We start from the raw sequence: 22,469 nt of genomic DNA on the forward strand, positions 1-22,469 counted from the left end.
AGAAGTGGCGTGGGACGCAGGACGCCCGCAGCCACTCCACAACTAACAGGGGAACCCTTGAAGGGAAAGCACATATGCCGTTTGTCCGACGAACGGATTACATGACGAGACCGCCGTACGGGACCGCCGTGTTCCCGTAAGGGACGCACACCACTCGCGGAGCCGCATTCCTGCTCATACGCTCCGAAATGTGACGCCACCCTCGCTACGCGGCCGACCCCGGCGCGCGACCTCGCACATATCCATCCGGGTCGCGCACGGGCTGATCGGCGGGGTGGTCGCGGTCCTGTGGCTGCTGTGGCCCGAGCTGACGGCCTCGTCGAGCGGTGACCGTCCGAGCGTGATCACTCCGGTGGGCCCCGCCCCGAGCGCGGCGGCGCAGGAGGACGTGGAGGTGACGGTGGAGGAGACGCCCACCGCCGACCTCGTCCTCCCGCTCATCGCCCTGGGCGCGGCGGCGGTGCTGGCCGTGTACGCCTACGTCCGCCGGGCCCGACGGACCCGCACCCGCACGACACCGGGGGGCCTCCCGTCCGCCACGCTCCCCACCCCCTCCCCTTTGCCCGAACTCGACGAACAGGCACAGGAGTCACTGGTCGAGGCCGACGACTGCGTACACACCAGCCGCGAGGAACTCGCCTTCGCCGAGGCCGCGTCGGGCCGTGAGGCGATGGCCCCCTTCGCCCGGGCGGTACGGGAGGCGGAGTGGGAGCTGTCGGCCGCGTTCGCGATGCGGCAGCGGTACGACGACGGGGTCCCGTCCGAGGCATCGGCCCGGCGGCAGGCGCTCGCCGGGATCGTCGGACGGTGCACGGAGGCCGGGCGGCGGCTGGACGCGGAGGCGGCGGGGTTCGACGCGGTGCGGGGACTGGAGCGGGGGATCGGGGCGGCGCTGGAGGTCGCGGAGGCGAGGTTCCGTGCGGTGGCGGGCCGTACGTCGACCGCGGAGGCGGCCCTGGCGAAGCTCGGCAGGCGGTACGCGTCCACGGCGGCGGCCCCGGTCGTCGGGTTCGTCGAACAGGCGAAGGATCGCCTGGTGTTCACCACCCTCCACCTCAACCAGGCCCGGCAGTCCGCCGACCTGGGCGAGCCCGAGCGCGCCGCCGCCCACCTACGCGTGGCCGAGGGCGCGGTCGATCAGGCCGCGATCTTCGTGACCGCCGTCGACCGCCTCGCCGGAGAGGTGTCGACGGCCGGGACGCTGATACCGGCGACCCTCACGGGCGCGGAGGCGGAGATCGCGGGGGCGCGGGAACGCGTGGCGGAAATGATGAGGGGTGCCGAAGCCGATATCCCGCTCGGCGAGCTGGAGTCGCGCATCATGCACGCCGACGCGGTCCTGACCGCCGTACGAGAAACGCTGACCACCGGGCCGTACGACCCCCTCGACACCCTGCGCCGGATCGTGCGGGCCGTCATGCCGGTCGCGGCGGGGCGGGCCGGGGTGCTGCCGGTGGCCGGTGAGCTGGTCGCCCGGAGTGCCACGGCGGCGGCGGGCGACTTCGTGGCGACGCATCGGGGGGTGGTGGGGGCCGAGGCCCGGACACGCCTCGCGGCGGCGCAACGTCTCCTGACCGAGGAGGCCCTCACCGCGGACACCCTTGCCCGCACGGCCCTGCATCTGGCCGAACAGGACGTCCGTATGCACGGCACGCCGGTTGCCGGAACGGCCCCGCACTCCACCGGCATCGGCGGAGCGCTGCTCGGGGGGATCCTGCTGCCCGAGGACTCAACTCCCGGCGCACCCGCGAGTTTCGGCGGGCCGCGGACCCGTGCGCGCCGCAACTTCCCACTCTGGTAACAAACTTCGCGCCCCGTCAGACGCAACGCCCCCTCTTATATGATGATCGGATCTGATGGAGAGTCGGTCCGATGACGCGCGGACGAGCGGGGGCGGTTGAGCGTGATCAAGCCGGAACAGATCCCACAGTTCACCGGTGACCTGGCGCAGTTGGAGACGGACTACGCGGCGCTGAAGACGGACGCGGGGAACGTCCGGGACGCGGGCGCTGATGTGCATTCCCAGTTCCAGGGCTTGTCGGCGTATTACCAGGCGCCGGAAGCCGAGCAGCTGTTCGCCACGACCAAGCCGGTGAAGGACCGCGCGGACGCTTTCGCCGATGACCTGGAGAAGGTGTCGGGTGCGCTGTCGTCGTATGCCACCGAAATCCGCCCGCTGGTCGCGAAGTTGAAGGAGCTCAAGACCAAGGCACAGACGTTCGTCGACTCGGTCAGGGACGATGACGAGTGGGAGTACGACGAGGACAAGGTCGGCGAGCACAACCAGCTGCGTGATGACATCACCGCGACGGTGGCCGCGTTCTGGGCGGCGGAGCGGACGTGCCACAACAAGATCACCGCGTTGTGGGGCGGGACGCAGATGGTGGCCGGTGATGGTTCGGAGCGTGCGGACCAGTACGGGTTCTCCGCGGAGGACATGAAGAATGCGAAGCTTCCCTGGGGTGACCCGGTGGAGGAGAAGCATCACTGGTACGAGGTCGGCCACTGGGTGAAGTCGTTCGTGTGGGACGGCCTGATCGTCGACGGTATCTGGGGCACGATCAAGGGTCTGGGCACGCTGGTCGGCTTCGGCGGCTGGGAGGCGATGGGGCAGGCCTGGAAGGGCCTGGCGCAGCTGGCGACCGGTCTGGCGCTTTCCTCGATCCCCGGGGTGGGCACCCTGTTCTGGGCGTTGCCGGACGACAAGTTGCCGTCCTGGATCCGTGATTCGCGCACCGCGATGAAGGAGACGGGCAAGGCGCTGGTGGCGTGGGACGAGTGGGGCAAGAACCCTGCCCGGGCGGCCGGTGCGGTCACCTTCAATGTGTTGACGACGGTGTTCACGGGTGGTGCGGGCGCCGGTGTGGCGGGTGCGGGCAAGGCCGGTGCGGTGGCGCGGGTTTTGGGCACGACGGCGAGGGCCATCGACCCGATGACGTACATCGCCAAGGGCGCGGGGGCCGGTCTGTCGAAGATCGGGGACATCAGTGCGGCGCTGAAGGGCGTCGGCACCATCGACATCCCGGCGCTTCCGGAGAACGCGATCACCCTGCCCGAGGGCGCGGTCCGGCTGCCCGACGGCACGGTGAACCTCCCCGAAGGCGCGGCGATCCCGGCGGGCGGCATCCGGATCCCCGAGGGCGGTGCGGTCACCCTGCCCGAGGGCACCCCGCTCCCCGCGGGCGCGGTCGACCTGGGCAACGGCGCGGTCAGGCTCCCGGAAGGCACCCCGGTTCCCGCGGGCGCGGTGGAGCTGCCCGAGGGCGCGGTCAAGCTGCCCGACGACGCCCCGGCCCTGCCGGAGGGCACGGTGAAGCTGCCCACCGAGGACGGCGCCCCGGCCCGCTACTACGACCCCGACGGCAACATCCTCGACGAGGGCGGCAACGTCATCCAGAAGTCCGACGACGGCCCCGGCGACCTCGTCGACCAGCCCGACACCGGCACCCCGCCCGCCGGAGCGGACGTCCCCCGCGTGGACTCCCCACTCCGCGAACCGGCCATGGCCGGCGCGGCAGCCCACACCGCCGAGCAGGCGGGCCAGCACATCCGCCTGGGCGACGGCCTCGACGACCTGGGCGACATCGGCCGCGTCGGCGAGGACGTCCCCGTCACCCCAGCCGTCCACGCGGGCACCGACCTGCCTGGCACCGGTCTGGGCAACCACCTCCCCGGCGGCACCGCGGACAACCTCCCCGGGGGCGGGGTCGGCGACAACATGCCGACCAACAGCGTGGACACCCATCTTCCGGGCAACGTCGGCGACAACCTCCCCGGCGGCCGCGCCGACGACCTCGGCCGTGGCCCGACCGGCAGCCACGACCTGCCCGGCGGCAGCACCACCGACACGCTGCCCCGCGCCGACGGCCCGACGGGCGGCGGGCTGGACGACATCGGCCGTACCGGCGACGAGGCCGCCGCAGGCGGGGACAACGCGGCGCCCACGCCGGAAGGCAGCGCACCCGCCCGGGACGCGGGAGCCGCCCGGCCCAGCTTCATGCGTGAAGGCGACAACCCCTACGGACCGGAGGGCTCGCTCACACCGGAGCAGGTCCACGAGATCCAGGTCTACCGTGCCAACCACGAACCCGGGTATTTCGAGGAGTTCTACAAGTCCAACGGAAACCGTAAGAACCTGGAGTTCACCGACGAGAGTGGGACGACTCCTCCCCAGCTGACCCGGGAGTCACCCCAGCACCCCTGGATCTCGGTCAAGGACGCGCCGGACCCCATCCGGCCCCACTACCTCGGCGACGCGATCAAGGTCGGGCGCGAGACCGCGAGCCCCGAGGCTCTCAGGACTCTCGACGAGGCAGCGGCGAATCGGCACTACGCCATCGGCTATGACACAGCCGCCGCCGGCCACAAGGCCGAGGCCGTAGAGGCGCACAAGAACAACCCCACGCCCGACACGCACTGGGATCAGGTCGAGCGCACCTACGAGTACAAGGCCGCGCACCGCGACATGCGGGACAACGCGGAGGCGTACGGCGAGGCCATCGCCGAGCACCACGTCATTCCGGAGCACTACCCGAACGCCACCCGGGAGCCACTGGACGGCCCCGCCAACGGCAACGACCAGTTCGACCAGGTGTGGCGGCGCGAGGACGGCGGCTTCGTCGTTGTCGAGGCCAAGAGCAACGTGAAGACCGATCTGGGAGCCCGCAATCTACCCAGCGGCAAGCGGGTCTCCCAGGGGACGAGAGAGTACTTCCTGGACATCATCCGCGAGATGAAGAAGCGTGGTGAAACCAACTTGTCCGAACGGCGTCTCGCGCGAGAACTGGAAGAGGCGTTGGACGAGGGCAAGCTTGACTACATAGTCGTCAAGGGCCAGGAAAACGCCGGCGAGTACGCTGGCTACAGCATGAGGCAGTTCGACATCGCCGACAGGAGCACCCCGTGACCGTCAAGATCGCCCGCCACGGAGGACCCGGCCCTGACTCCGCGAATTGGGCCGAGGCGCTCAGTGAAGAGGTCACCGCGGACGCTGAGAAGATCGAGCGACACCCCAACAAGATCGACTTCATGTTCAGCACGGCCCTGCTCAGCGTGCAGGCCCACTGCACCGTGGACCCCCGCGCCGCCCAGCTCGAAACGTGGGAGGCGACCGTCAACGCCCTGCAGTTCGGCTCGGCGCTGTTCGCCGTGACCGGGCAGAGCGAGGGGGCCGTCGACTGTCGCATCAACCACAAGATCCGTCACATCCCGGCTCTCGGTCCTCGCCCGTACGCCGATGCCGGGAGCTGGCTCACCACATTCTGGCTCTCGATCATCTGCCGCGACCAGAAACGCATGACCCGGCTCTGTGAGATCCCGATGGACCGCCTGCGCTCTCCCGAGGGCCAGTTCGACGAGTACGTCTACCACTGGGTGGCCGCCCTGCAGGCGTACTGGCTGCAGCGGCCGGGGATGGTGGAGGAACTAACCGCGGCGCTGCAGGGCTCGAACCCCGATGTGGCGACCGTCGCGCCCCGTGATCTGCTGCAGAACGTTCTGTATCCGCCGATCAACCTCTTCTACCGCTTCCTGCGCAAGGACCACGATGGCTTCAACCAGGCCCTCGTGGAGGCCCTGGAGCTGCACAAGGCGTACTGGATGGCTGACGAGGACCGGGCGAAGGACCCCGAGGGCCGTGTCGCCCTGGGCCCGCTCGCCATCGCCTGTCTCGCCTACGACGGAGAAATCCCGATCGAGGTGGAGTCGGACTACCTCCCCAAGCACCTCCTCCAGCGCGGCTGGCTCGGCGAGTTCGAGGTCTGAGCCTCAGTCGCTTCGAGGAGTTCGGGCAGATCATCCTCGTAAAACCTCACCTGACCGATGACCCCCTCGGTCTCCGCGTTGAAGGCCAGCATCTCCGCCAGTCCGTCCAAGAGGAACCCACGCCCCTGACCGAGTCCCGCTGCGCCGGGCAGCGGGGATGTCAGTGGCGGCTGCCAGGATGGTGCGCATGACGATCAAGGACATAGCTCGGCATGACATGAGTGAGCAGCGGATCGAGCAGGCGCTGGAGGGCATCGAGCGGCGAGTGCACCGCCGCTGGCACACGATGCAATACGACTGCTACTCCGATGAGGAACTGCAGGCGATGCGTGACGACCTCCTCGACCACGTCGCTGCCCGCACAGTGACGGACCCCCAGCTCAGCACCGCCCCGTCACGTGTCGTCCTGCGCACCGCGGCTGAGTGCTCCCTGGGATTCTTGGATCTTGGCTGCCATCCCAACGGGGACCAAGAGATCTTTTTTCCTCTCATCGACGAGAGCATCAGCAGCGAGGGCAAGGATCTCGGGGCCGCCGTGGAGCACGCGTCCACCGCGAGGGACTGGTTGGACGCCTTCGCTCTGTGCGTGATCAGCGGCATGGTCTGGGAACGCGACCGCGTCATCGGGCTGCTGCTGCGCGGCCACGCGTCCACGATCCACGACGGTGTGCCGTACTCACAGCTGGAATCGAAATCGGATCCGGCGGAACTGGTGGAGATGGACACCCTTGCCTGCTACCTGACCAAGGCCCGTGGTCATCTGCCCCGGGATTGGCCCTCGGTGACGTTGTGCATGCCGGAGGTCGACGAGCGTCTTGATGCCGCGCTGAGTCTAGACGCCCTCGGCGCCTTGACGCCGGACCAGCAGTTGTTGCGCGTGCTCTTGGAGGATGACCAGCCGAAGTTCGAACAGGCCATGGCGCATCGCCTTGTCCAGCACAGGGAAAGCGCGCCCTCTGATGCGGCGCCCCGAAGCCTGCTGCCGCAGAGGACGATCGTCCTGGCCGCTCTGGCAGTCCAGGTACACGGCTGGAACTTGCGCGTCCGATCCGCCTACCTGCCGCAGGCCTTGCTGAATGCCCCAGAAGGCGCTCCGTCGGTGAGCGGCTGAGCCGCCACACGCGTCAGAACAGACTCAACAACGCCTCCGCCGGATCCACCACCCCGTTCTCCCCGTCCGGCAACGGCAGTTCGAACCACACCGTCTTGCCGCGGTGGGTCCGGCGGGAGCCCCACGCGGCCGACAACAGGCCGACGAGTTGGAGGCCGCGGCCGCCCTCGTCGGTGTCGCGGGCGCGGCGGCGGCGGGGCTGGACCAGGCCCGAGTCCCAGACCTCGCAGACCAGGGTGCGGTCCAGCAGCAGACGGAGTCTGATCTCGCCCTCGCCGTACCGCAGCGCGTTCGTGACCAGTTCGCTGACCAGCAGTTCCGTCGTGTCGACCAGCGGCTCCATGTCCCAGCTGAGGAGCTGGCCGCGCGCGTACTCCCGGGCCCGGCCCACGCTGCGCGGCTCGCGCGGCAGCGTCCAGTCGCCGACCGACTCGGCGGGCAGGCCCTGGACGCGGGCCATGAGCAGGGCGATGTCGTCCTCGCCGTGGTGGGTGTCGAGGGTGTTGAGAATCTGGTCGCAGACGTCCTCCAGCGGGCGGGCCGGGTCGGTGAGCGCCCCGACGAAGGCCTGGAGGCCCTCGTCCAGCGGGTGGTCGCGGGATTCGACCAGTCCATCCGTGTAGAGAGCCAAAAGCGCGCCTTCGGGGAGTTCCACCTCGACCTCCTCGAACGGCTCCCCGCCCACGCCCAGCGGCAGTCCCGGCGGTACGTCGAGCATCAGTGCCGCCTCGCCGGGTTCGACCAGGACCGGCGGCAGATGGCCCGCGTTGGCGAAGGTGCACCGGCGGGTGACGGAGTCGTAGACCGCGTACACGCACGTCGCCAGGTACACCTCGGACAGGTCCGCCTCGCGGGGGCGGCGGGCGGCCCGCGTGGCCTGCTGGATGCCGCCGGGGGTGCCCAGGCCGCGGGCGATCTCGTCCAAGTGGGAGAGCACCTCGGCCGGTTCGAGGTCGAGCTGGGCCAGCGTGCGGACCGCCGTACGGAGTTCGCCCATGGCGACGGCGGCGCGCAGGCCGCGGCCCATGACGTCGCCCACCACCAACGCCGTACGGTGACCCGGCAGTTCGATGACGTCGAACCAGTCGCCGCCGACCTCGCTGGGGCGGCCGGTGGAGGCGTTCCCGGGCAGGTAGCGGCAGGCGATGTCGAGGCCGGAGGCGACCGGGTCGCCGGGCGGGAGCAGGGACCGTTGCAGTATCAACGCGCGTTCGTGCTCACGGCGGTACAGGCGCGCGTTGTCGATGCAGACGGCGGCCCGCGCGGCCAGCTCCACCGCCAGGTCGCGGTCCCGGTCGCCGAACGGCTCGCTGCCCTTCGTCCGTGCGAACTGCGCGAGTCCTACGACGGTGTCGTGGGCGACCATCGGCACGGCGAGGGTGGACTGGACGAGGCCCCCCTCCTCGGCGGGGACGGTCCGCGGGCGGGCCGTGCGCAGGGCGTCGGCGCAGGGCGAGTTGAAGGGGTAGTGGTGGACCGCGCCGACCGTGACCGGCTTGCCGGTGCCGGCGAAGGGCGCGTCGGAGACCGCGCTGGCGAAGGCGACGCGGCGCAGTTCGGCGCTGCCGTCGGCGAGACCCTGCGGGATCTGGTCGCCGACCAGCAGGCCCTGGTACAGGTCGACCGTGGCCAGGTCGCAGAAGCCGGGGACGACGACGTCGAGGAGTTCGCGCGCGGTGGTCTCCAGGTCGAGGGAGTTGCCGATGCGCGCACCGGCCTCGTTGAGGAGGGCGAGATTGCGCCGGGCGGCGGCGGCCTCGCGGGCGGCGGCGCGACGGGAGGTGATGTCGATTCCGAGCCAGGCGATGCCGATCGGGCGGCCGCTTCCGCTGTGCACCCGGTAGAGGTTGACCGACCAGTGCCGGCGTTCGTCGGAGCCGGGTACGAAGCCCGTGACGTGCATGTCCGTGATGCTGTCGCCGGTGTCCAGGACCCGGCGCAGGGTCGCGGCGACCCGTTCGGCCTCACCGCGCGGCAGATAGTCGTGGACCCCGCGGCCGCGGTGGTCGTCGGGCGTGCCGCCGAAGACGGAGGCGAACCGCTGGTTGGCGCGCCGCACCTTCAGGTCGGGGTCGATCAGCAGGAAGCCGAACGGGGATTGACCGAAAATCGACTGCGAGGCGGCGAGGTCGGTCTCGATACGGCGCAGCACGCGTACGTCGACGACGATGCAGACGGCCGCTTTCTCGCCGTCCTCGGTGCGCGTCGGCATCACATAGACCTCGGCGAGCCCCGTGCCGCCGCGCCCGCCGTCGGCCGTGTCCGGCAGCCGGAAGGGCACGACACCGGTCCACTCCCGCCCGTCGAGGATCTCGGCCATCTTCCGCTGTCCGCGCGCGCGCAGATCGGGGTCGATGAACGCATCGATGGGATCGAGCCCGACGGCGCGCGCGGCCGGGATGCCGAAGAGGTTCTCGGCGCGCAGGCTCCACTGCTCGATCAGTCCGTCGGGGCCGATGGAGAAGGACGCGACCTTGATGTAGTCGTAGATCGAGCCGGGCGGACTGCTCTGCCACAGCGCATCGGAAGACGCCGGCTCTCCGTAGGCACCCGCGGCCCGTGTTCTTGCGCCGTCCGACGGGTCCTCGGACTCCGTGGCCTTCGCTGGTATCTCGCTCACGCGAACCGTCCCCTCCAGCTCACCGCGTCCGGCACCGGTCACCGGGGGCGGCTGCCCGCAGTATCCAGCACTACGGCGCCGCACAACACGGTGTTCACGATCACAGCACGGTCCAGGCGGTTTTCGGACCGTGCCGCGACAACACTTCCAGTCTTCTAACCAGGGGACACGCCCTCGAATCACGCCTTCGGGCAACGGCTTCCGGTCGGATCCCGCATTCAACCCGGGACGGCGAGTTCGAACCACACCGTCTTGCCCGACTCCCCGGGCCTGGTTCCCCAGCGGCGCGAGGAGGAGGCCACCAGTTGCAGCCCGCGCCCGCTCTCGTCCTCGGGGTGGGCGGCGCGTTCGTGGGGCAGGTCCGGGAGGGGGTCGGAGACTTCCACGAGCAGGACGTCGGGCAGGTCGGCGGGGCGCACCAGGCGTACTCCGATGGGGCCTGTGGCGTGCCGCAGCGCGTTCGTCACCAGTTCGCTGACCAGCAGTGCCGTGGTGTCACTGACACAGTCGAGCGCCCAGCCGTGCAACTGGCGGCGGACGACGGAGCGCGCGGCGCGCACGGCTGTGGGGTCGGCGGGAAAGGTCCACTCGACGCGGTCACCTTCGGTGTCGAGCACGCCGATCACTTCCCAGGACAGTGAGCCCACCATGTCCGGTTTCGTGGGGTTAATGGGCACGTACCCGATATCCCCGGCGCAGTACCGCCAGGGAGGGCGCACAGTGGCACCAACGGCGTACGGGGCGAAGGCGCGCACCGAGAAAGGCGGCCGCGGCGCCGGATCACGCCGGTCGCGCTCCTACGAGCCCCGCAGCCCAACGCCAGCCGCGCCCCTACGAGCCCCGCAGCTCACACCGGTCGCGCCTTTACGAGTCCGCGGTTCACCCCGTCGTGCCCCGATTGAGCCCGCGGTTCACCCCGGTCATGCGTCAGCCCTCCGCCCCACCGGCGTCAAGCATCCGCGCCACCTCCCGCACCGCCCCGACATCCTGCTCCAGCCACTCCACACCCCACAGCGTCCCGGCCGTCAGCCAGCGCAGTTCGTCATGGTCCTGGAGAGCCTTCGGCTCGGGAGATCCGGCCAGCAGCCGTGCGGTCCACACCTGCAGGACGTACGGCGATCTCAGCGGCCACTCCCCCGGCACCCGCCGCACGGCCTCCGTCTCGACGCCGAGTTCCTCGCGCAACTCCCGCACCAGCGCCGCCTCGGGCGCCTCGCCCGGCTCCACCTTGCCGCCGGGCAGCTCCCAGCGGCCGGCCAGCTCGGGGGGCGCGCTGCGGCGCGCGGCGAGGAGTCGGCCGCCGTCGAGCAGGGCGGCGCCCACCACCACGATCCGTTCCGTCATGCGCCGGAGCCTACGGGAGCGCCCGGGCGGCGCTGCTCACGCCTGGTCTTCCCCGGCCTGCCCGATGCGCTCGACCCAATAGAGCTGCTTGTGCCCCCGGCTGTCGAGGCTGTCCGCGATCTTCTGGGCCTCGGCCCGCGTCGCATACCTGCCCACGCTGTAGCGATTGCCGCCGTCGTCCTGCCGTATGACCAGCCACGGAAGAGTCACCGTGCTGTCGTTCATCGCGCCCCTCCGCTTCCCGCCCTCGGCCCGCGCGCCCCGCCCGCTAAGGAAACCGCAATCCGCATATGCCCGAGCCTACGCCCAACCTTCACGCAGCGAATACGGCTTTTTACAAAGAGGTACGCAACAAGCCAGCACCAGGGGGGCGCGCGACGTCGAACGCGCCGCCCGCGCACCTCCGCGCATCCGGTCAGCGGCATACCGGGCATGCCGTGGGCCACCTGCGAAAACGTCCGGAATCCACCGCCTCGTGAAGGCGCGTGACGGCGTGTGAACGCATATGAAAAGGCCCCCGGCACCTCTGTGCCGGGAGCAACTGCCGCAAAGTTGTGCGCTACTTCACCGGGAGGTGATACGCGACCCGGTAGCGGTCGGCCGGGATCACGACGTCGGCCGTCTCGACCGGGCGCCCGGATGCGTAGAAGGTGCGCTGCACGACGAGGACGACATGTCCGGGGACACCGCCGAGCGCGAGCAGTTCCTCGGCGAGTCCGGGGCGGGCGCCGACCTCCTCGGTGACGTTGTCCACGACGACGTCGATGGCGGCCATGCGCTCGACGACGCCCATGCCGCCCAGCGGGCCCTCCTCGGGCAGCATCACCGGTGTACGCCCGGTGACGGCGAGGGGCTCCCAGGAGGTGGACAGCATCATCGGCTCGCCGCTGTCCCGGAAGAGGTACTTGGTGCACATCACCCGGTCGCCGGGCCGGATGCCGAGCCGCTCGGCGACTGCGCCGCTCGCCTCGGCCTGCGCGCTGCTGGACTCCCAGGTGCCGCGCGCGGCGGCGTCGGCCTGCTCCTGCCGGAACGGCGTGGCACCACTGGCCGGGCGGTACCCGGAGCGGGCGATGCTCCGGGGCACGGGCCGCTCCCGCACATAGGTCCCGGAACCGGAGCGGCCCTCGACCAGCCCCTCTGCCATGAGCACCTTGCGGGCCTCCAGCGCGACCGTGTCCGAGACCCCGTACTCCTCGCGGATTCTCGCCTGCGACGGCAGCCGGGTGTGCGGCGGCAGCAGACCGTCGACGATCTTCTGGCGGAGATCACCCGCGACGCGCAGGTACGCCGGCTGCTCACCGAATGTCACTGGCCGCTCCCATCAGGTTGTACAGACAGCAACAGCGTGGCAACCCTGGGTTGTGCCAGGCAAGTGGAGGCCAGAGAATCACTCGATGTGATTACTTCTGCCCCCCGCAGGCTTACGCAGGCACTTTCTCCCCGCTATAGAGGCGATCACACGTCCGTGTCCGAGCCGCCCTCGGCCGAATCGTCGGCGGGCGGACTGGTGTCCAGCCCCAGGGCCTCGCGCGCGGTGACGGTGGCCGGACCGTCGTAGAACCCGTAGGCCTCGTCGTAGTGCACGTAGAAGGTGTCCGCGTCCCCGGCGTCCGCCGCCTTCGCCCACTCCTTCCGGGCCGAATCCAGCTCCTTCACCAGGTCGGCCATGGGCCGCTCGGCGTCGGCGGGCCAGGTGTGCGCGTCCAGCGCCGGGCCCTGCTCGGCCAGCACGTCGTGCACGTCCTGCGCCCACGCCCCGTTCGCCGCGAGGTCCTCCTCGGGGTACGCCTCGGGCTCCTCCACCAGTACGGCGTCGATGGCGCGGGCCGCCTTCAGGTAGGCGACCTGGTCCGCGTCGAGCGTGCTCTCGTCGTTGCGCAGAGAGCCGGTCAGGCTGCCCTGCTCGTCCGTGTTGCCGAAGAAGCAGGTGATCTCACGGTCGCCGAGGCTCCAGCTCTGCCGGGTCGGGGTGAGGTAGTACCAGTGGACGTCGTCGGGCAGGGCCCATCTGTCCATGGCGTAGTCGGCCGTCAGCGCGTAGCACTTGTCGTCGGCGACCGTCGTGATGTGGTCGTTGCCGGGGAAAGCGCCGCCGGGCAGGGTGACGGTGGCGAACACCTCGCCGTCGTGCTTGCCGGAGCAGGGCACCACGTCGACGTCGTACGTCTCCCCCTCCAGCGAGCCACTGGGCAAGTTGAAGCACTCGCCCTTGTCCGGCGAGGCGATCACGCTGTCCCGCGCGCCCTCCTTGAAGCCCTCCCAGAAGCCGGACACGGCGCCCGTCGAGAGCGACACGGTCAGCAGTACGAGCCCGACGGTCGACAGCACGGCCCCCGTGACCGCCATGCCCTTCCCGCGCTCGCCCTTCCGCTTGATCTGCCGCAAGGCGATCAGCCCGAGCACCAGCCCGACGGCCGGCAGAAAGCAGAGGATGCCGAGGACGAGTGCGGCGATCGCGAGACCGTTGACCGGCGGCAGCCCCTGCGGCGGGTACGGACCCCACGGCCCGTACGGCGGCTGGGGGCCGTACGGCCCCGGTCCCTGGGGACCGTACGGCCCCGGCCCCTGACCGCCGTACGGTCCCTGGGCGCCGTACGGTCCCTGACCGCCGTACGGCCCCTGAGCGTGCGGAGCCGGGTACGGGCCGTAGGGACCCTGTGGGTCCTGCGGCTGCTGGGGCCCAGGGGGCGGGGGTATGGACACAGGTACGGTGCTCCTGTTTCAGGGCTGCGGACGAGGACGGGCCTACGGCTCTGCGAGTCGTAGGACCTGGCGCATGGTAAGCGGGCGACGAGCGGGGGCGGAATGCGGATTGCGCGGGCCACGACAGGCGCGGTGAACGGGCTGACGGCCCGCTGGGCCCGGACCGTCACGGACGGTACGGCCTTCTCGGCGGCCGGGGTGTGGCCCCTGCTCGCCCTCCTCGCGGACGGGGTCGGGGGCGCGGCGCGGGCGGAGCTGGCGGACGCGGTCGGCCTGCCCGCCGGCCAAGCCGCGGGCGCCGCACGCGAGTTGCTCGCCGCAATGGCCTCGATCCCGGGCCTGGACTCGGCCCTGGGTCTGTGGAGGAAGCGCACGCTGGAGCTGAAGGAGACCTGGGAGGCCGGGCTGCCCGCCGAGGCGCACGGGGTGCTCACGGGCGACCTCGGTGCCGACCGGGCGGCGCTCGACGCCTGGGCGGAGAAGCGGACCGGCGGACTGATCGAGCGGATGCCGGTCGGGCTCACGGACGGCACCGAGATGGTGCTGGCGAGTGCGCTGGCCCTGCGGACGGACTGGCTTCGCCCCTTCGAGGAGACGCCGCTGTGGCCTGCCGACGGCCCCTGGCGGGGCAGGACCCTCGTCGGGCTGAGCCGCCGGAGCGCCCTGCTGGACCGGGTCGGGATCGCCGACACGCCCGACGGTGCCGTCACCGAGCTGAAAGTGCTGGGCGACAACGGCGTCAGCGTGCACCTGCTGCTCGGCGAGGAGCGGATGACACCGGCGCAGGTGCTGACGGCGGGCGTGGACATCCTCGCGGGCCGGCACCCGGTGGTGCCAGGGCCCCGGCTCCCGTACGGGGACGCGGGACCGGGCCTGCGCATCGAGAAGACGCGATGCGTCACCCCGCAGCCGCCGACGCTCTCGGTGCGGACGGTGGCGTACGGCATGACGGCCGAGCACGATCTGCTGGCGGCGCACCGCCTGTTCGGGCTGACGACGGCGCGGGACGCCACGCAGGGCCACTTCCCCGGCATCAGTGACGCCCCGCTGGCCGTCGGTTCGGCCCGGCAGTCGGCGATGGCGCGGTTCGGCGCGCTGGGCTTCCGGGCCGGAGCGGTGACGGCGGTCGCCGTGGCGGCGGCCGGGATTCCCGAGTTCCGTTACGTCACCACCCTCGCCCGCGCCACCTTCGACCGGCCCTTCGGCTTCCTCGCCCTCGACCGCCGTACGCGCCTCGTCCTCGCGGCGGGCTGGGTCACGGACCCGGAGCCCTGCCGCGAGGACGGGACGGCCGATCAGAGGTGATGGAGGGTCAGAACTGCAGCGCCCAGGCGTCGATGCGCCCGGTGTCCCACCACGCGTTGTCGCTGACGCGGAGCTTCCAGGTGCCGTTGGCGGTCTCCGAAGAGGCGTCCACCGTGTAGGTGGTGTCGATGTTGTCCGAGCTGCCGCCGGTGCCGTACGACTTCAGCGTGTACGCCGTGCCGTCGGGGGCGATCAGCTGGACCTGGAGGTCACCGATGTACGTGTGCACGATGTGCACCTCGACGGCCAGCGACGAGGGCGCGTTGCCGGAGACGCCGGAGACGGTCACCGGGGACTCGACGGTGGCGTTGTCGTTGATCGCGTAGTCACCGGTGTTCTCGAAGCGGTCGCCGGGCGGGTCGGGGTTGCCGCCACCGTCGCCGACGTACAGCAGCCGGTTGGGCGAGCCGGAGCCGGGGTTGCCGACGACGCCGGTGGTGGCCGCGGACGTCAGTGCCGTGGACACCTGGGCGGGCGTGGCCGAGGGGTTGTCGGCCAGGTAGAGCGCCGCCGCTCCGGCGACGTGCGGGGTCGCCATCGACGTACCGGAGATGGTGTTGGTGGCCGAGTCGCTGCTGTTCCAGGCGGACGTGATGGACGAGCCCGGGGCGAACAGGTCGAGGACCGAGCCGTAGTTCGAGTAGCTCGCCCTGGCGTCGGAGCTGGTGGTGGCGCCGACGGTGATCGCCTCCGTCACGCGCGCGGGTGACCTGGTCGAGGCGTTGGTGGACTCGTTGCCGGCCGCGACGGCGAAGGTGACGCCGGAGGCGATGGCGTTGCGTACGGCGGTGTCGAGGGCGGAGTCGGCGCCGCCGCCGAGGGACATGTTGGCGACGGCCGGCTTGACCGCGTTCCGGGCGACCCAGTCGATACCGGCGACGACCTGGGCGGTCGTACCGGATCCTGAGTTGTTCAGCACGCGGACGCCCACGATGTTGGCCTTCTTGGCGACGCCGTAGGCGGTGCCCGCGACCGTGCCGGCGACGTGGGTGCCGTGGCCGTGGCCGTCCTGGGCGGTGTTGTCGTTGTCGATGGCGTCGTAGCCGTAGGAGGCGCGGCCGCCGAAGTCGCTGTGGGTGATGCGGACGCCGGTGTCGATGACGTACGCCGTCACGCCCTGCCCGGCCGAGTCCGGGTAGGTGTACGAGTTGTTCAGCGGGAGGTTGCGCTGGTCGATGCGGTCCAGGCCCCAGGAGGGCGGGCTGGGCTGGGTCCCGGCGATGGTGAACGTGCGGTTCTGGACGACGGAGGCGACGGCCGGGTCGGCGGCGAGACGTTTCGCCTCGGTCTCGTCGGCCTCGATCGCGTAGCCGTTCAGGGCCTTGGTATAGGTACGCTCGATGGAGGCGCCGTACTTCTTGGCCAGCGCGCGTCCCTCGGCGGAGCCCGAGCGGGCCCGGTCCGCCTTGAGGGTCACGATGTAGCTGTCGGCGACGGCGTTCGCCGCGCCCTCGTACTGGATGTGGCCTTCGGCCGCCTGGGCGGGGAGGGCGGAGACGAGGCCCGCGGCGAGCACCGTACTGGTCAGGGCGCCGATCGCGGCCAGTCTTCGCCGCGAGGTGCGGCGGGGAGTACGCATCACTGCCATCTGAGGGGTCCTCCTCAATCGGTGGTGCGCTGGTGTGGGGGCGACGCCACAGACGGCTCACCGGATGGGCAGGAACATGTCAACCCACACTGTGCTCACACCTGTGCGTCAGCCGAAAGATTGAGGCTTCCACAGGAATTGCACAAGGGCCCTGCACGGATGTAACCGGGCCGCCATACGGCTGACATGACGACACGTCAAGTCCCTCCCGGAGCCGAATCCGCTCCGGGAGGGCCTCGCCGGTCGCTCAGTCGTCGAAGCCGCTGCGGCGTCCGGTCGGCCTCCAGCGCGACCCGGATGAGCGCCGCCGCCTTCGCCGGGTCCCCGGCCTGGGTGCCGTCGCCGCCGGAGACGTATGCACGCGTCCGGCTCACCTACGACACGTCCGGTGCGCGGTCTCTCACCGAGCCGTTACGCCCTGGCGTGGCGGCGGGAGGACGGGGAGCGGGCGCTGGTGCGGGGGTATGCGGAGGCGTGCCGACGGGTGGCCGGAAGGCGCTGGCCGACCGGCTGCGCGCGCCTCGGCTTCATGTCCGCAGGGCGGTGGAGCGGGCCAGCAGCCGTTCGACGTCCGCGAGCGGGCGGAGGACGCAGCGGTCCAGCAGCAGGGACGGGCTGATGAGGGTGGAGCCGACCTCGTGGCCGTCCTTGACGCAGGTGTAGGGTGTGCTGTGCACCGTCACGTCGTCGCCGACGGCCGTGATCCGGCCCGCCAGGGCGGCCTTGCGGGCGCAGATCGCCACCGGTCCGACGATCTCGCGGGTCGGCCGACCCGCCCGTACCCGGCGCGCCCACAGCAGTTCCAGGATCAGGTGTCCGCGCACCGAGAAGCCCCCGATCGCCGTGCCCAGCAGCCAGCCGTCGCCCAGCCGGTCGCGCAGTCCCTCCGCCGTGTCCCGGCCGGCCGCGACCTCCAGCACGCTGCAGCGCGGGGCTACCGCGCCCCGGCGGCCCCGTCCGTGCCCGGTGCTGCGGCCGCCGCTGAGTGCTCGGGTGCCCCGGTCGGTGAGCAGCCCGGTCCAGCGGCCCTCGCTCAGTAGCGTGATGGTCCGCGCGGCGGTGCCCTCGTCGTCGTGCGCGTAGCTGCCCGCGTACGGGTGGGCCCCGGGCCGGTCCCGCACGGTCAGCGCGGCCGGTGTCCAGCGGTCGCCGAGGGCGCGGCCGAGGGCGCCGCCGTCGGCCAGGTAGTTGTCGGCCTCGCTGGTGTGTCCGAAGCATTCGTGGACCAGGACCCCGGCCGCCGTGGGCGACAACAGCGCCGGGCCGGCCACCGGCCCCGCGAGCGGCATGCGTAGTCGCAGCAGGGCTTGGTCGGCGAGGAGTTGCCGTATGCCGTGCGGTATCCGTCCCGCCACGAAGACGGGGTCGTAGGCGGCCGCACCCCACTGGGGCGTGGTGCCGTGGTGCGCGGCGCCGAGGCTGATCCGCACCCGCCACAGCCCGTCCCGCTCGTCCCGGTCGATCCGCGCCCGGGGCCCCAGCCGCACGCGCGCCGTGTCCAGTGCCGCGTCCAGGACGTCGGTCACCGTGAGGGCGCGTCCGTGACCGCCCGCAGGGCGCGGCGCAGCGCGTCCTCCAGCCGATCGGTGTCGGGCGCGCCCAGCGGCAGCGGCTGCCACCAGGCAGGCTCCCGCGACAGCGCACTCAGCAGCGGTTTGAGGTGCCGGGACAGTGCGCTCCGGGCGTTGTAGGAGAAGGAGACGCTGACAGAGCCGTCGCCGCCGTCCCCCTCCACGCCCTCGTGGGGTGCGAACAGCGGCAGGTAGAGCACGTCGCCGGGGTGCAGCACCACGCTGTACGGCTCCTCGGGCAGGCGGCCGGAGGGGACGAAGCCCTTGGTCTCCAGCATGCGTTTGCGCTGCCGCTCCGGTTCGGTGTCCTCGGGCAGGCCCACCAGCCAGGTCTTCGAACCCTGCTGCTGCACGACGAAGTTGTCGCTGTGGTCGAAGTGGCAGCCGATCCCCGCCCCGCGCCCCCGGGTCACGGACAGGTCCGCCGTGCACTCGTCCCAGCCGAACAGGCCGGCCAGCTTCACGCAGGCATCGGCCAGTTCCGGCAGGGTGTGCTGGGCCTGGTTGACGAAGAGCACCGCGCCGTCGGGGCGCCGCCGTACCCGGGCTTCGGACGCCGCCGCCGGCGGCGTCTGCTCCAGTCGGCGCTCCAGGGCCTCGATGTCGGGCCAGTCGAGCGCGGGGGCGAGGAAGCGCGGGCCACAGCCGCGCCAGACGATCGGGCGGCGGCGCCAGTGCTCGCGGTAGAACAGCTCCAGGTCGAACCCGGCTGTCTCCAGCGGTGGTCGTGTGCTCATCCCAGCCCCCATGAACGCAGTCGCTGTTGGAGTTTCGCCCGTACGTCCGGTGCCATCCCCACGTCATGACCGGCCAGGACGGAGGTCAGCGCGTCGAAGAGGGGGCGCCCGGCCGGGCCGATGACACAGCGCCCCGCACCCGCCAGGAACATCGTGGGGTGCAGCTCCCAGGCGGCGGGTGCCTCGGCGTAGTCGCGGAAGGCGCAGAACACGCCGCCGTGGAAGGCGGCGCCGCGCAGCGTGACGTCGAAGGTGGCGCCCGCGCCGGTGGCGATCGCACGGGCGATGGCGCAGGCGGCCTCGTAGTGGACGAGCGGCTCCAGCGTGCCCTCGGGGTCGAAGGACGGCCCGGCCGCCATGAACCGGTGGAAGCACTCGGGCAGCGTCAGTCCGCGCCCCTGAGGGGAGTAGGGCACGTCGCGGAAGTACTGGAACTGCGCGGAGGCGAGGAAGAGTTCGGCCACCGCGTTGACACCGAGCCCGTGCCGCTCCCGGATTGTCTCCAGCGTCCGCGCGAAGGCGCCCTTGAGTCCCTGCCCCGTGCCGGTGCCGCCGCTGACCACCGCCGAGCGGATGTTGCGCCCGACCAGCCGCAGTTCCGTCAGGTCCACCCGGTCGAAGACCTCGATGAGGTCCGCGTCGAGCGGCGGCCTCATGCCGCCGGGACCGTCCGCGATGAACGCGGAGCGGAACTGCGCGTCGTACAGCAGCCGGTCCAGCACCCGCAGGATGCGCCCGTGCGGTCCGGCCTCGGCCACATCGGCCACATCGGCCTCCGCCACATCGGCCACATTGGCCTCGGCAGCCTCATGCGGCATGGGCGGTCTCCTTCCAGTCGCGCACGAGGGCGAAGAGGCGCTCCGCGTTCCTCCGCGACTTGGGCACGAGCGCCCCGTCGACGGTGAACTTCGGGTCCTCGTAGGTGACTCCGGTCAGTCGCGGCATCATCGGCAGCAGGTGTTCCAGCAAGGTGAGCTGCTCATCCAGCAGCACGCCGTGGTGCAGGTCGCGGAAGCGGCCGTCGACGATCTGGCAGCCCGACAGGTGCACCTCGTGGCAGCGGTCCAGCGGGAGCGCCTCCAGTCCCTCGAACATGCGCGCTCCGGTCCGCCCCATCAGCCATTGGTAGGCGAGGATGTGGCCGATGTCGATCGTCGCGTACGCGCCCGTCTCCCGGATGACGGTGTCGAAGAACGCGAAGGCATCCATCGTGCCGACCAGGAAGGTGCCGCCCTCGGTGAAGCCGGGGAACTCCACGGACAGCGGCGCCCGCAACCGCTCGCGCCACTCCGCGACCCCGGCGACGCAGCACCGCAGTCCCTCCGCGGTCAGTACGGGCGGCATCGGGTACGGCAGGCTGCGTCCCGACAGCGACCAGATCCCCAAGTCCTCGATGACCCAGCGGAATCCGTAGCGTTCGATCAGCGCGTTGGTGAAGTCCGCGACGGCTGCCCGCTCGTACGGCTCCGGGCTGCCGGTGTTGAGCAGGGTGTGGTGGAAGGCGCGCGGGCGGCCGTCGCCGAACAGGGCGAAGAGTTCGTCGTACGCCGGGAAGTACCGCTCGGGGGTGAGCGGACCGTAGTCGATGGGCTGGAAGGCGACGAACATGTAGTCGTACGTCCGCGCGTTGCGCCGCAGGAACGCCGCCACCTGGTCGGTCGGGCGGCCCTGCCCCGTCCTGTCGAATCCGATGCGCTCGCCCCAGACGAGGTCCATGCCCAGCCCGAGCCCCAGTTTCTCCATCAGGCACTCTCCGCTTCCGGTGTGTCCAGCACGAGCAGCCTCTTGTCGACCATCTGCGCAAGCCAGCGGCGCGCCCGCTCCTCCTCGGCGACGAGGCCGCCGTCGGGGGTGCGCTCCACGCCGGCGGGTACGGCCGCCATCCGGGGCCAGGCGACATCGGCCAGGAACCAGCGCGCACGGACGGAGTCGAGCGCCACCCCGAACCGCGGCCGGGCTCGCACCACCGGCCCGGCGACCGCCGGTGCCGCTGCGGAGCGGTCCGGCGCGCGCGGCGACAGGTCGGGCCGGACGGACCGTTCGGCGTCGGGCACCGCCTCGACGGTCATGCGCAGCAGCCGCTGCCGGGCCTCCTCCGTCGCGGTGTCCTCCAGCAGCGCGCCGCCGACCCGTCCGGCGGCGAAGGCCAGGCCGTCGTTGGTGACCAGGTAGGCGTCGTCGTCCCGGCCGCGCCGCTCGGCCCACAGGTAGCTGCCCGGTTCGGCGACGACCAACTGCATGGTGTCCAGGCCCATCTCCGCCGGATGGCGCTGGATCACCCCGACCGTGTCGCGAAAGCCCTGGACGGCGTCGTCGTGGTCGAAGCCGTCCATGAACGACAAGTTGGTGACGATTCCGGCCCGGGTGAGGTTCAGTACGGCGCGTTCGGCGTGCACCGCGTCCTGGCCCTTGTGCAGCGAGTCGAGGATGTCCTGGTGGGCCGTCTCGAATCCGGTCGACAGCTGCACACAGCCTGCCGCGCGCAGCCGTTCGCAGAAGCCGGGGTCGGCCAGTTCGCGCTCCAGGCGCGCCCGGATCCGGAAGGTCAGCGAGGCCCCGTGCCTGCGGACCGCCTCCGTCACGCGCAGCAGGTGGCGCAGGCCGGTGTTCTCGTCGGTGACCGCCACATCGGTCATCTCCAGCCGGTCGGCCAGCGCCACCAGGTGTTCGGCGGCCACCTCCGGAGCGATCTGCTGGAAGGCGCGGGCGTCGCGGTAGCGGTTGCCGTACGAGCAGAAGGTGCACTTGCCCCAGTAGCAGCCGACCGTGAGCCGGTAGGGGAACTGGTGGGCCATGTTGGTGTAGAGGGAGAAGTCGAACTGGCCGAAGTCCGGCATCGGCTGCTCGCTCAGCACGAAGCCGTCCGCGAGCCCCGCCGGCTCCCCCAGGGCGCCGCCGACGGCAGCGGTGTCCGGTCGCGCGTCGTGTCGTGGCGCGTCGTGTCGTGGCGCGTCGTGTCGTGGCGCGTCTTTTCGTGGCGCGTCGTTTCGCCCGCCGCCCAGGATGCGGGCGAGGAAGCCCTCGCCGTGGCCCAGACACCAGTGGTCGACCGCGCGGGAGCTGGCGACGTGCCGGCGCAGCAGTGCCGCCCACATCTGCACGGTCGGCCCGCCGAGCGCGATCCGCAGCGCGGGCCGCCGTTCCTTGAGCAGCGCGCACAGGGTGAGGACGGGGACGACCTGGCTGAAGAACGGTACGGAGAACGCCAGCACCCGCGGCGGATCCTCGCACAGCAGCTCCTCCAGGCGGTCGGCGCACCAGCGCGCCGACCAGCTGTCGCGGGCGGCGGCGACGAGCTTGTCCAGTTCGGACAGCAGCAGCGGGCCGGGGACGATCCAGCCGTCCTCGGTGGCCTGCCGGGTGACGTAGCGGACCATCGCCTGGATGGCCGTCTCCTGGGCGAAGCCGGTGGAGCGGTCGCGGGCGGTCTCCAGGATCCTGGTGCCGTGCCGCGCCCGGTAGCGCTCGCTGACGGTCCGGAAGACCTCGCCCGCGCTCGGCGCGCCCGCCCTGAGGGCCGGGCCGTCCGCCGCGGCCGGGTCGTGGCGGCGGACCAGGACACGAGCGCGGTACTCCAGGTTCAGGTCAACGGCGCGGACCCGGTAGCCCTGGGCCGTCCAGGCCGCGGTGAGTTGCGGCAACGCCAAGTAGGGAAACTGCACGGCTTCGCTCACGGGCGGCATCACCAGCAGTACGTCGCTCATGGCATCACCAGCACCATGTC

At 71.4% G+C, this 22,469-nt stretch carries 17 protein-coding genes and 2 pseudogenes; 6 read left to right on the forward strand and 13 right to left on the reverse strand.

All coding sequences use genetic code 11. The features are described 5' to 3' along the window. Positions 1–190 precede the first annotated feature (190 nt). The 4 genes from HJD23_RS13970 (at position 191) to HJD23_RS13985 (ending at position 6,874) form a co-directional block, all read left to right on the forward strand. Positions 191–1,801, forward strand: a complete 1,611-nt coding sequence (locus tag HJD23_RS13970) for a hypothetical protein (protein WP_171108185.1) — start codon at positions 191–193, stop codon at positions 1,799–1,801. A 102-nt stretch (positions 1,802–1,903) separates the two neighbouring features. Continuing rightward, positions 1,904–4,906: a hypothetical protein gene (locus HJD23_RS13975; protein ID WP_171134027.1), complete on the forward strand. Its 3,003-nt coding sequence runs from the start codon at positions 1,904–1,906 to the stop codon at positions 4,904–4,906. Further along, a complete protein-coding gene (locus HJD23_RS13980) occupies positions 4,903–5,763 on the forward strand; it encodes an immunity 49 family protein (RefSeq protein ID WP_171110060.1) in 861 nt (286 codons plus the stop codon). The genes HJD23_RS13975 and HJD23_RS13980 overlap by 4 nt, the downstream gene beginning before the upstream one ends. A 187-nt stretch (positions 5,764–5,950) precedes the next feature. Then, complete coding sequence (locus HJD23_RS13985) at positions 5,951–6,874, forward strand: immunity 49 family protein (RefSeq protein WP_206326030.1); 924 nt, start codon at positions 5,951–5,953, stop codon at positions 6,872–6,874. Positions 6,875–6,887: 13 nt separating this feature from the next. Here the strand turns inward: HJD23_RS13985 and HJD23_RS13990 are convergent, their stop codons facing one another. The 6 genes from HJD23_RS13990 to HJD23_RS14015 form a co-directional block, all read right to left on the reverse strand. Next, on the reverse strand, positions 6,888–9,494 hold the full coding sequence (locus HJD23_RS13990; RefSeq protein ID WP_171110059.1) for a SpoIIE family protein phosphatase: 2,607 nt from the start codon (positions 9,492–9,494) through the stop codon (positions 6,888–6,890). 218 nt (positions 9,495–9,712) lie between these two features. Further along, a complete protein-coding gene (locus HJD23_RS13995) occupies positions 9,713–10,141 on the reverse strand; it encodes an ATP-binding protein (RefSeq protein ID WP_171111670.1) in 429 nt (142 codons plus the stop codon). 280 nt (positions 10,142–10,421) lie between these two features. Beyond that, entirely contained in the window at positions 10,422–10,838 is a 417-nt protein-coding gene (locus tag HJD23_RS14000; protein WP_171110058.1) for a (deoxy)nucleoside triphosphate pyrophosphohydrolase, read from the reverse strand. A gap of 36 nt (positions 10,839–10,874) precedes the next feature. Beyond that, the gene (locus HJD23_RS14005) at positions 10,875–11,063 is read right to left on the reverse strand and encodes an SPOR domain-containing protein (protein ID WP_171110057.1); all 189 of its coding nucleotides are present in this window, start codon (positions 11,061–11,063) and stop codon (positions 10,875–10,877) included. A 334-nt stretch (positions 11,064–11,397) separates the two neighbouring features. Beyond that, the gene (locus HJD23_RS14010) at positions 11,398–12,150 is read right to left on the reverse strand and encodes a GntR family transcriptional regulator (protein ID WP_171110056.1); all 753 of its coding nucleotides are present in this window, start codon (positions 12,148–12,150) and stop codon (positions 11,398–11,400) included. A gap of 146 nt (positions 12,151–12,296) precedes the next feature. After that, positions 12,297–13,544, reverse strand: a complete 1,248-nt coding sequence (locus HJD23_RS14015) for a DUF4190 domain-containing protein (protein WP_171110055.1) — start codon at positions 13,542–13,544, stop codon at positions 12,297–12,299. A gap of 102 nt (positions 13,545–13,646) precedes the next feature. Here HJD23_RS14015 and HJD23_RS14020 point away from each other — a divergent pair, with 102 nt between their 5' ends. Next, on the forward strand, positions 13,647–14,849 hold the full coding sequence (locus tag HJD23_RS14020) for a serpin family protein (RefSeq protein ID WP_171110054.1): 1,203 nt from the start codon (positions 13,647–13,649) through the stop codon (positions 14,847–14,849). A gap of 7 nt (positions 14,850–14,856) precedes the next feature. Here HJD23_RS14020 and HJD23_RS14025 read toward each other — a convergent pair whose 3' ends face one another. Both HJD23_RS14025 and HJD23_RS43765 read right to left on the reverse strand, forming a co-directional pair. Continuing rightward, the gene (locus HJD23_RS14025) at positions 14,857–16,437 is read right to left on the reverse strand and encodes a S8 family peptidase (RefSeq protein ID WP_171110053.1); all 1,581 of its coding nucleotides are present in this window, start codon (positions 16,435–16,437) and stop codon (positions 14,857–14,859) included. 257 nt (positions 16,438–16,694) lie between these two features. Continuing rightward, positions 16,695–16,811, reverse strand: a pseudogene (locus tag HJD23_RS43765) (short-chain dehydrogenase/reductase); the annotation flags it as partial. Positions 16,812–16,816: 5 nt separating this feature from the next. Here HJD23_RS43765 and HJD23_RS43770 point away from each other — a divergent pair. Beyond that, positions 16,817–16,924 (forward strand): annotated as a pseudogene (locus HJD23_RS43770) (LysR family transcriptional regulator); the annotation flags it as partial. A 40-nt stretch (positions 16,925–16,964) separates the two neighbouring features. On the opposite strand, the gene HJD23_RS14030 reads toward HJD23_RS43770, so the two are convergent. Genes HJD23_RS14030 through HJD23_RS14050 form a run of 5 tightly spaced genes read right to left on the reverse strand, consistent with a single transcriptional unit; the run spans position 16,965 to position 22,449 of the window. Then, on the reverse strand, positions 16,965–17,963 hold the full coding sequence (locus HJD23_RS14030; protein ID WP_171110052.1) for a metallopeptidase TldD-related protein: 999 nt from the start codon (positions 17,961–17,963) through the stop codon (positions 16,965–16,967). After that, positions 17,960–18,745 carry a cupin domain-containing protein gene (locus tag HJD23_RS14035; RefSeq protein WP_171110051.1) on the reverse strand — a complete coding sequence of 262 codons (786 nt, stop codon included), beginning with the start codon at positions 18,743–18,745 and terminating at the stop codon, positions 17,960–17,962. Before HJD23_RS14035 ends, HJD23_RS14030 begins: the two co-directional genes overlap by 4 nt. Beyond that, positions 18,742–19,563 (reverse strand): hypothetical protein, encoded by an 822-nt coding sequence (locus tag HJD23_RS14040; protein ID WP_171110050.1) that lies wholly within the window; start codon positions 19,561–19,563, stop codon positions 18,742–18,744. Before HJD23_RS14040 ends, HJD23_RS14035 begins: the two co-directional genes overlap by 4 nt. Continuing rightward, a complete protein-coding gene (locus HJD23_RS14045) occupies positions 19,553–20,488 on the reverse strand; it encodes a DUF692 family multinuclear iron-containing protein (RefSeq protein ID WP_171110049.1) in 936 nt (311 codons plus the stop codon). Before HJD23_RS14045 ends, HJD23_RS14040 begins: the two co-directional genes overlap by 11 nt. After that, positions 20,488–22,449, reverse strand: coding sequence for a radical SAM protein (locus tag HJD23_RS14050; protein ID WP_171110048.1), 1,962 nt, complete (start codon positions 22,447–22,449; stop codon positions 20,488–20,490). The genes HJD23_RS14045 and HJD23_RS14050 overlap by 1 nt, the downstream gene beginning before the upstream one ends. Positions 22,450–22,469 lie beyond the last annotated feature (20 nt).

It is taken from the genome of Streptomyces sp. Z423-1 (genome assembly GCF_013009255.1).
GTDB classification, from domain to species: domain Bacteria; phylum Actinomycetota; class Actinomycetes; order Streptomycetales; family Streptomycetaceae; genus Streptomyces; species Streptomyces gossypiisoli.

What these genes read in the sequence shown, in the direction of transcription:
- HJD23_RS14020 (WP_171110054.1), top strand. Translation starts at nt 13,647, where the DNA reads ATGCGGATTGCGCGGGCCACGACAGGCGCGGTGAACGGGCTGACGGCC.
- HJD23_RS14045 (WP_171110049.1), bottom strand. Translation starts at nt 20,488, where the DNA reads ATGGAGAAACTGGGGCTCGGGCTGGGCATGGACCTCGTCTGGGGCGAG.
- HJD23_RS14025 (WP_171110053.1), bottom strand. Translation starts at nt 16,437, where the DNA reads ATGGCAGTGATGCGTACTCCCCGCCGCACCTCGCGGCGAAGACTGGCC.
- HJD23_RS14000 (WP_171110058.1), bottom strand. Translation starts at nt 10,838, where the DNA reads ATGACGGAACGGATCGTGGTGGTGGGCGCCGCCCTGCTCGACGGCGGC.
- HJD23_RS14035 (WP_171110051.1), bottom strand. Translation starts at nt 18,745, where the DNA reads ATGAGCACACGACCACCGCTGGAGACAGCCGGGTTCGACCTGGAGCTG.
- HJD23_RS13985 (WP_206326030.1), top strand. Translation starts at nt 5,951, where the DNA reads ATGACGATCAAGGACATAGCTCGGCATGACATGAGTGAGCAGCGGATC.
- HJD23_RS14005 (WP_171110057.1), bottom strand. Translation starts at nt 11,063, where the DNA reads ATGAACGACAGCACGGTGACTCTTCCGTGGCTGGTCATACGGCAGGAC.
- HJD23_RS14040 (WP_171110050.1), bottom strand. Translation starts at nt 19,563, where the DNA reads ATGCCGCATGAGGCTGCCGAGGCCAATGTGGCCGATGTGGCGGAGGCC.
- HJD23_RS14050 (WP_171110048.1), bottom strand. Translation starts at nt 22,449, where the DNA reads ATGAGCGACGTACTGCTGGTGATGCCGCCCGTGAGCGAAGCCGTGCAG.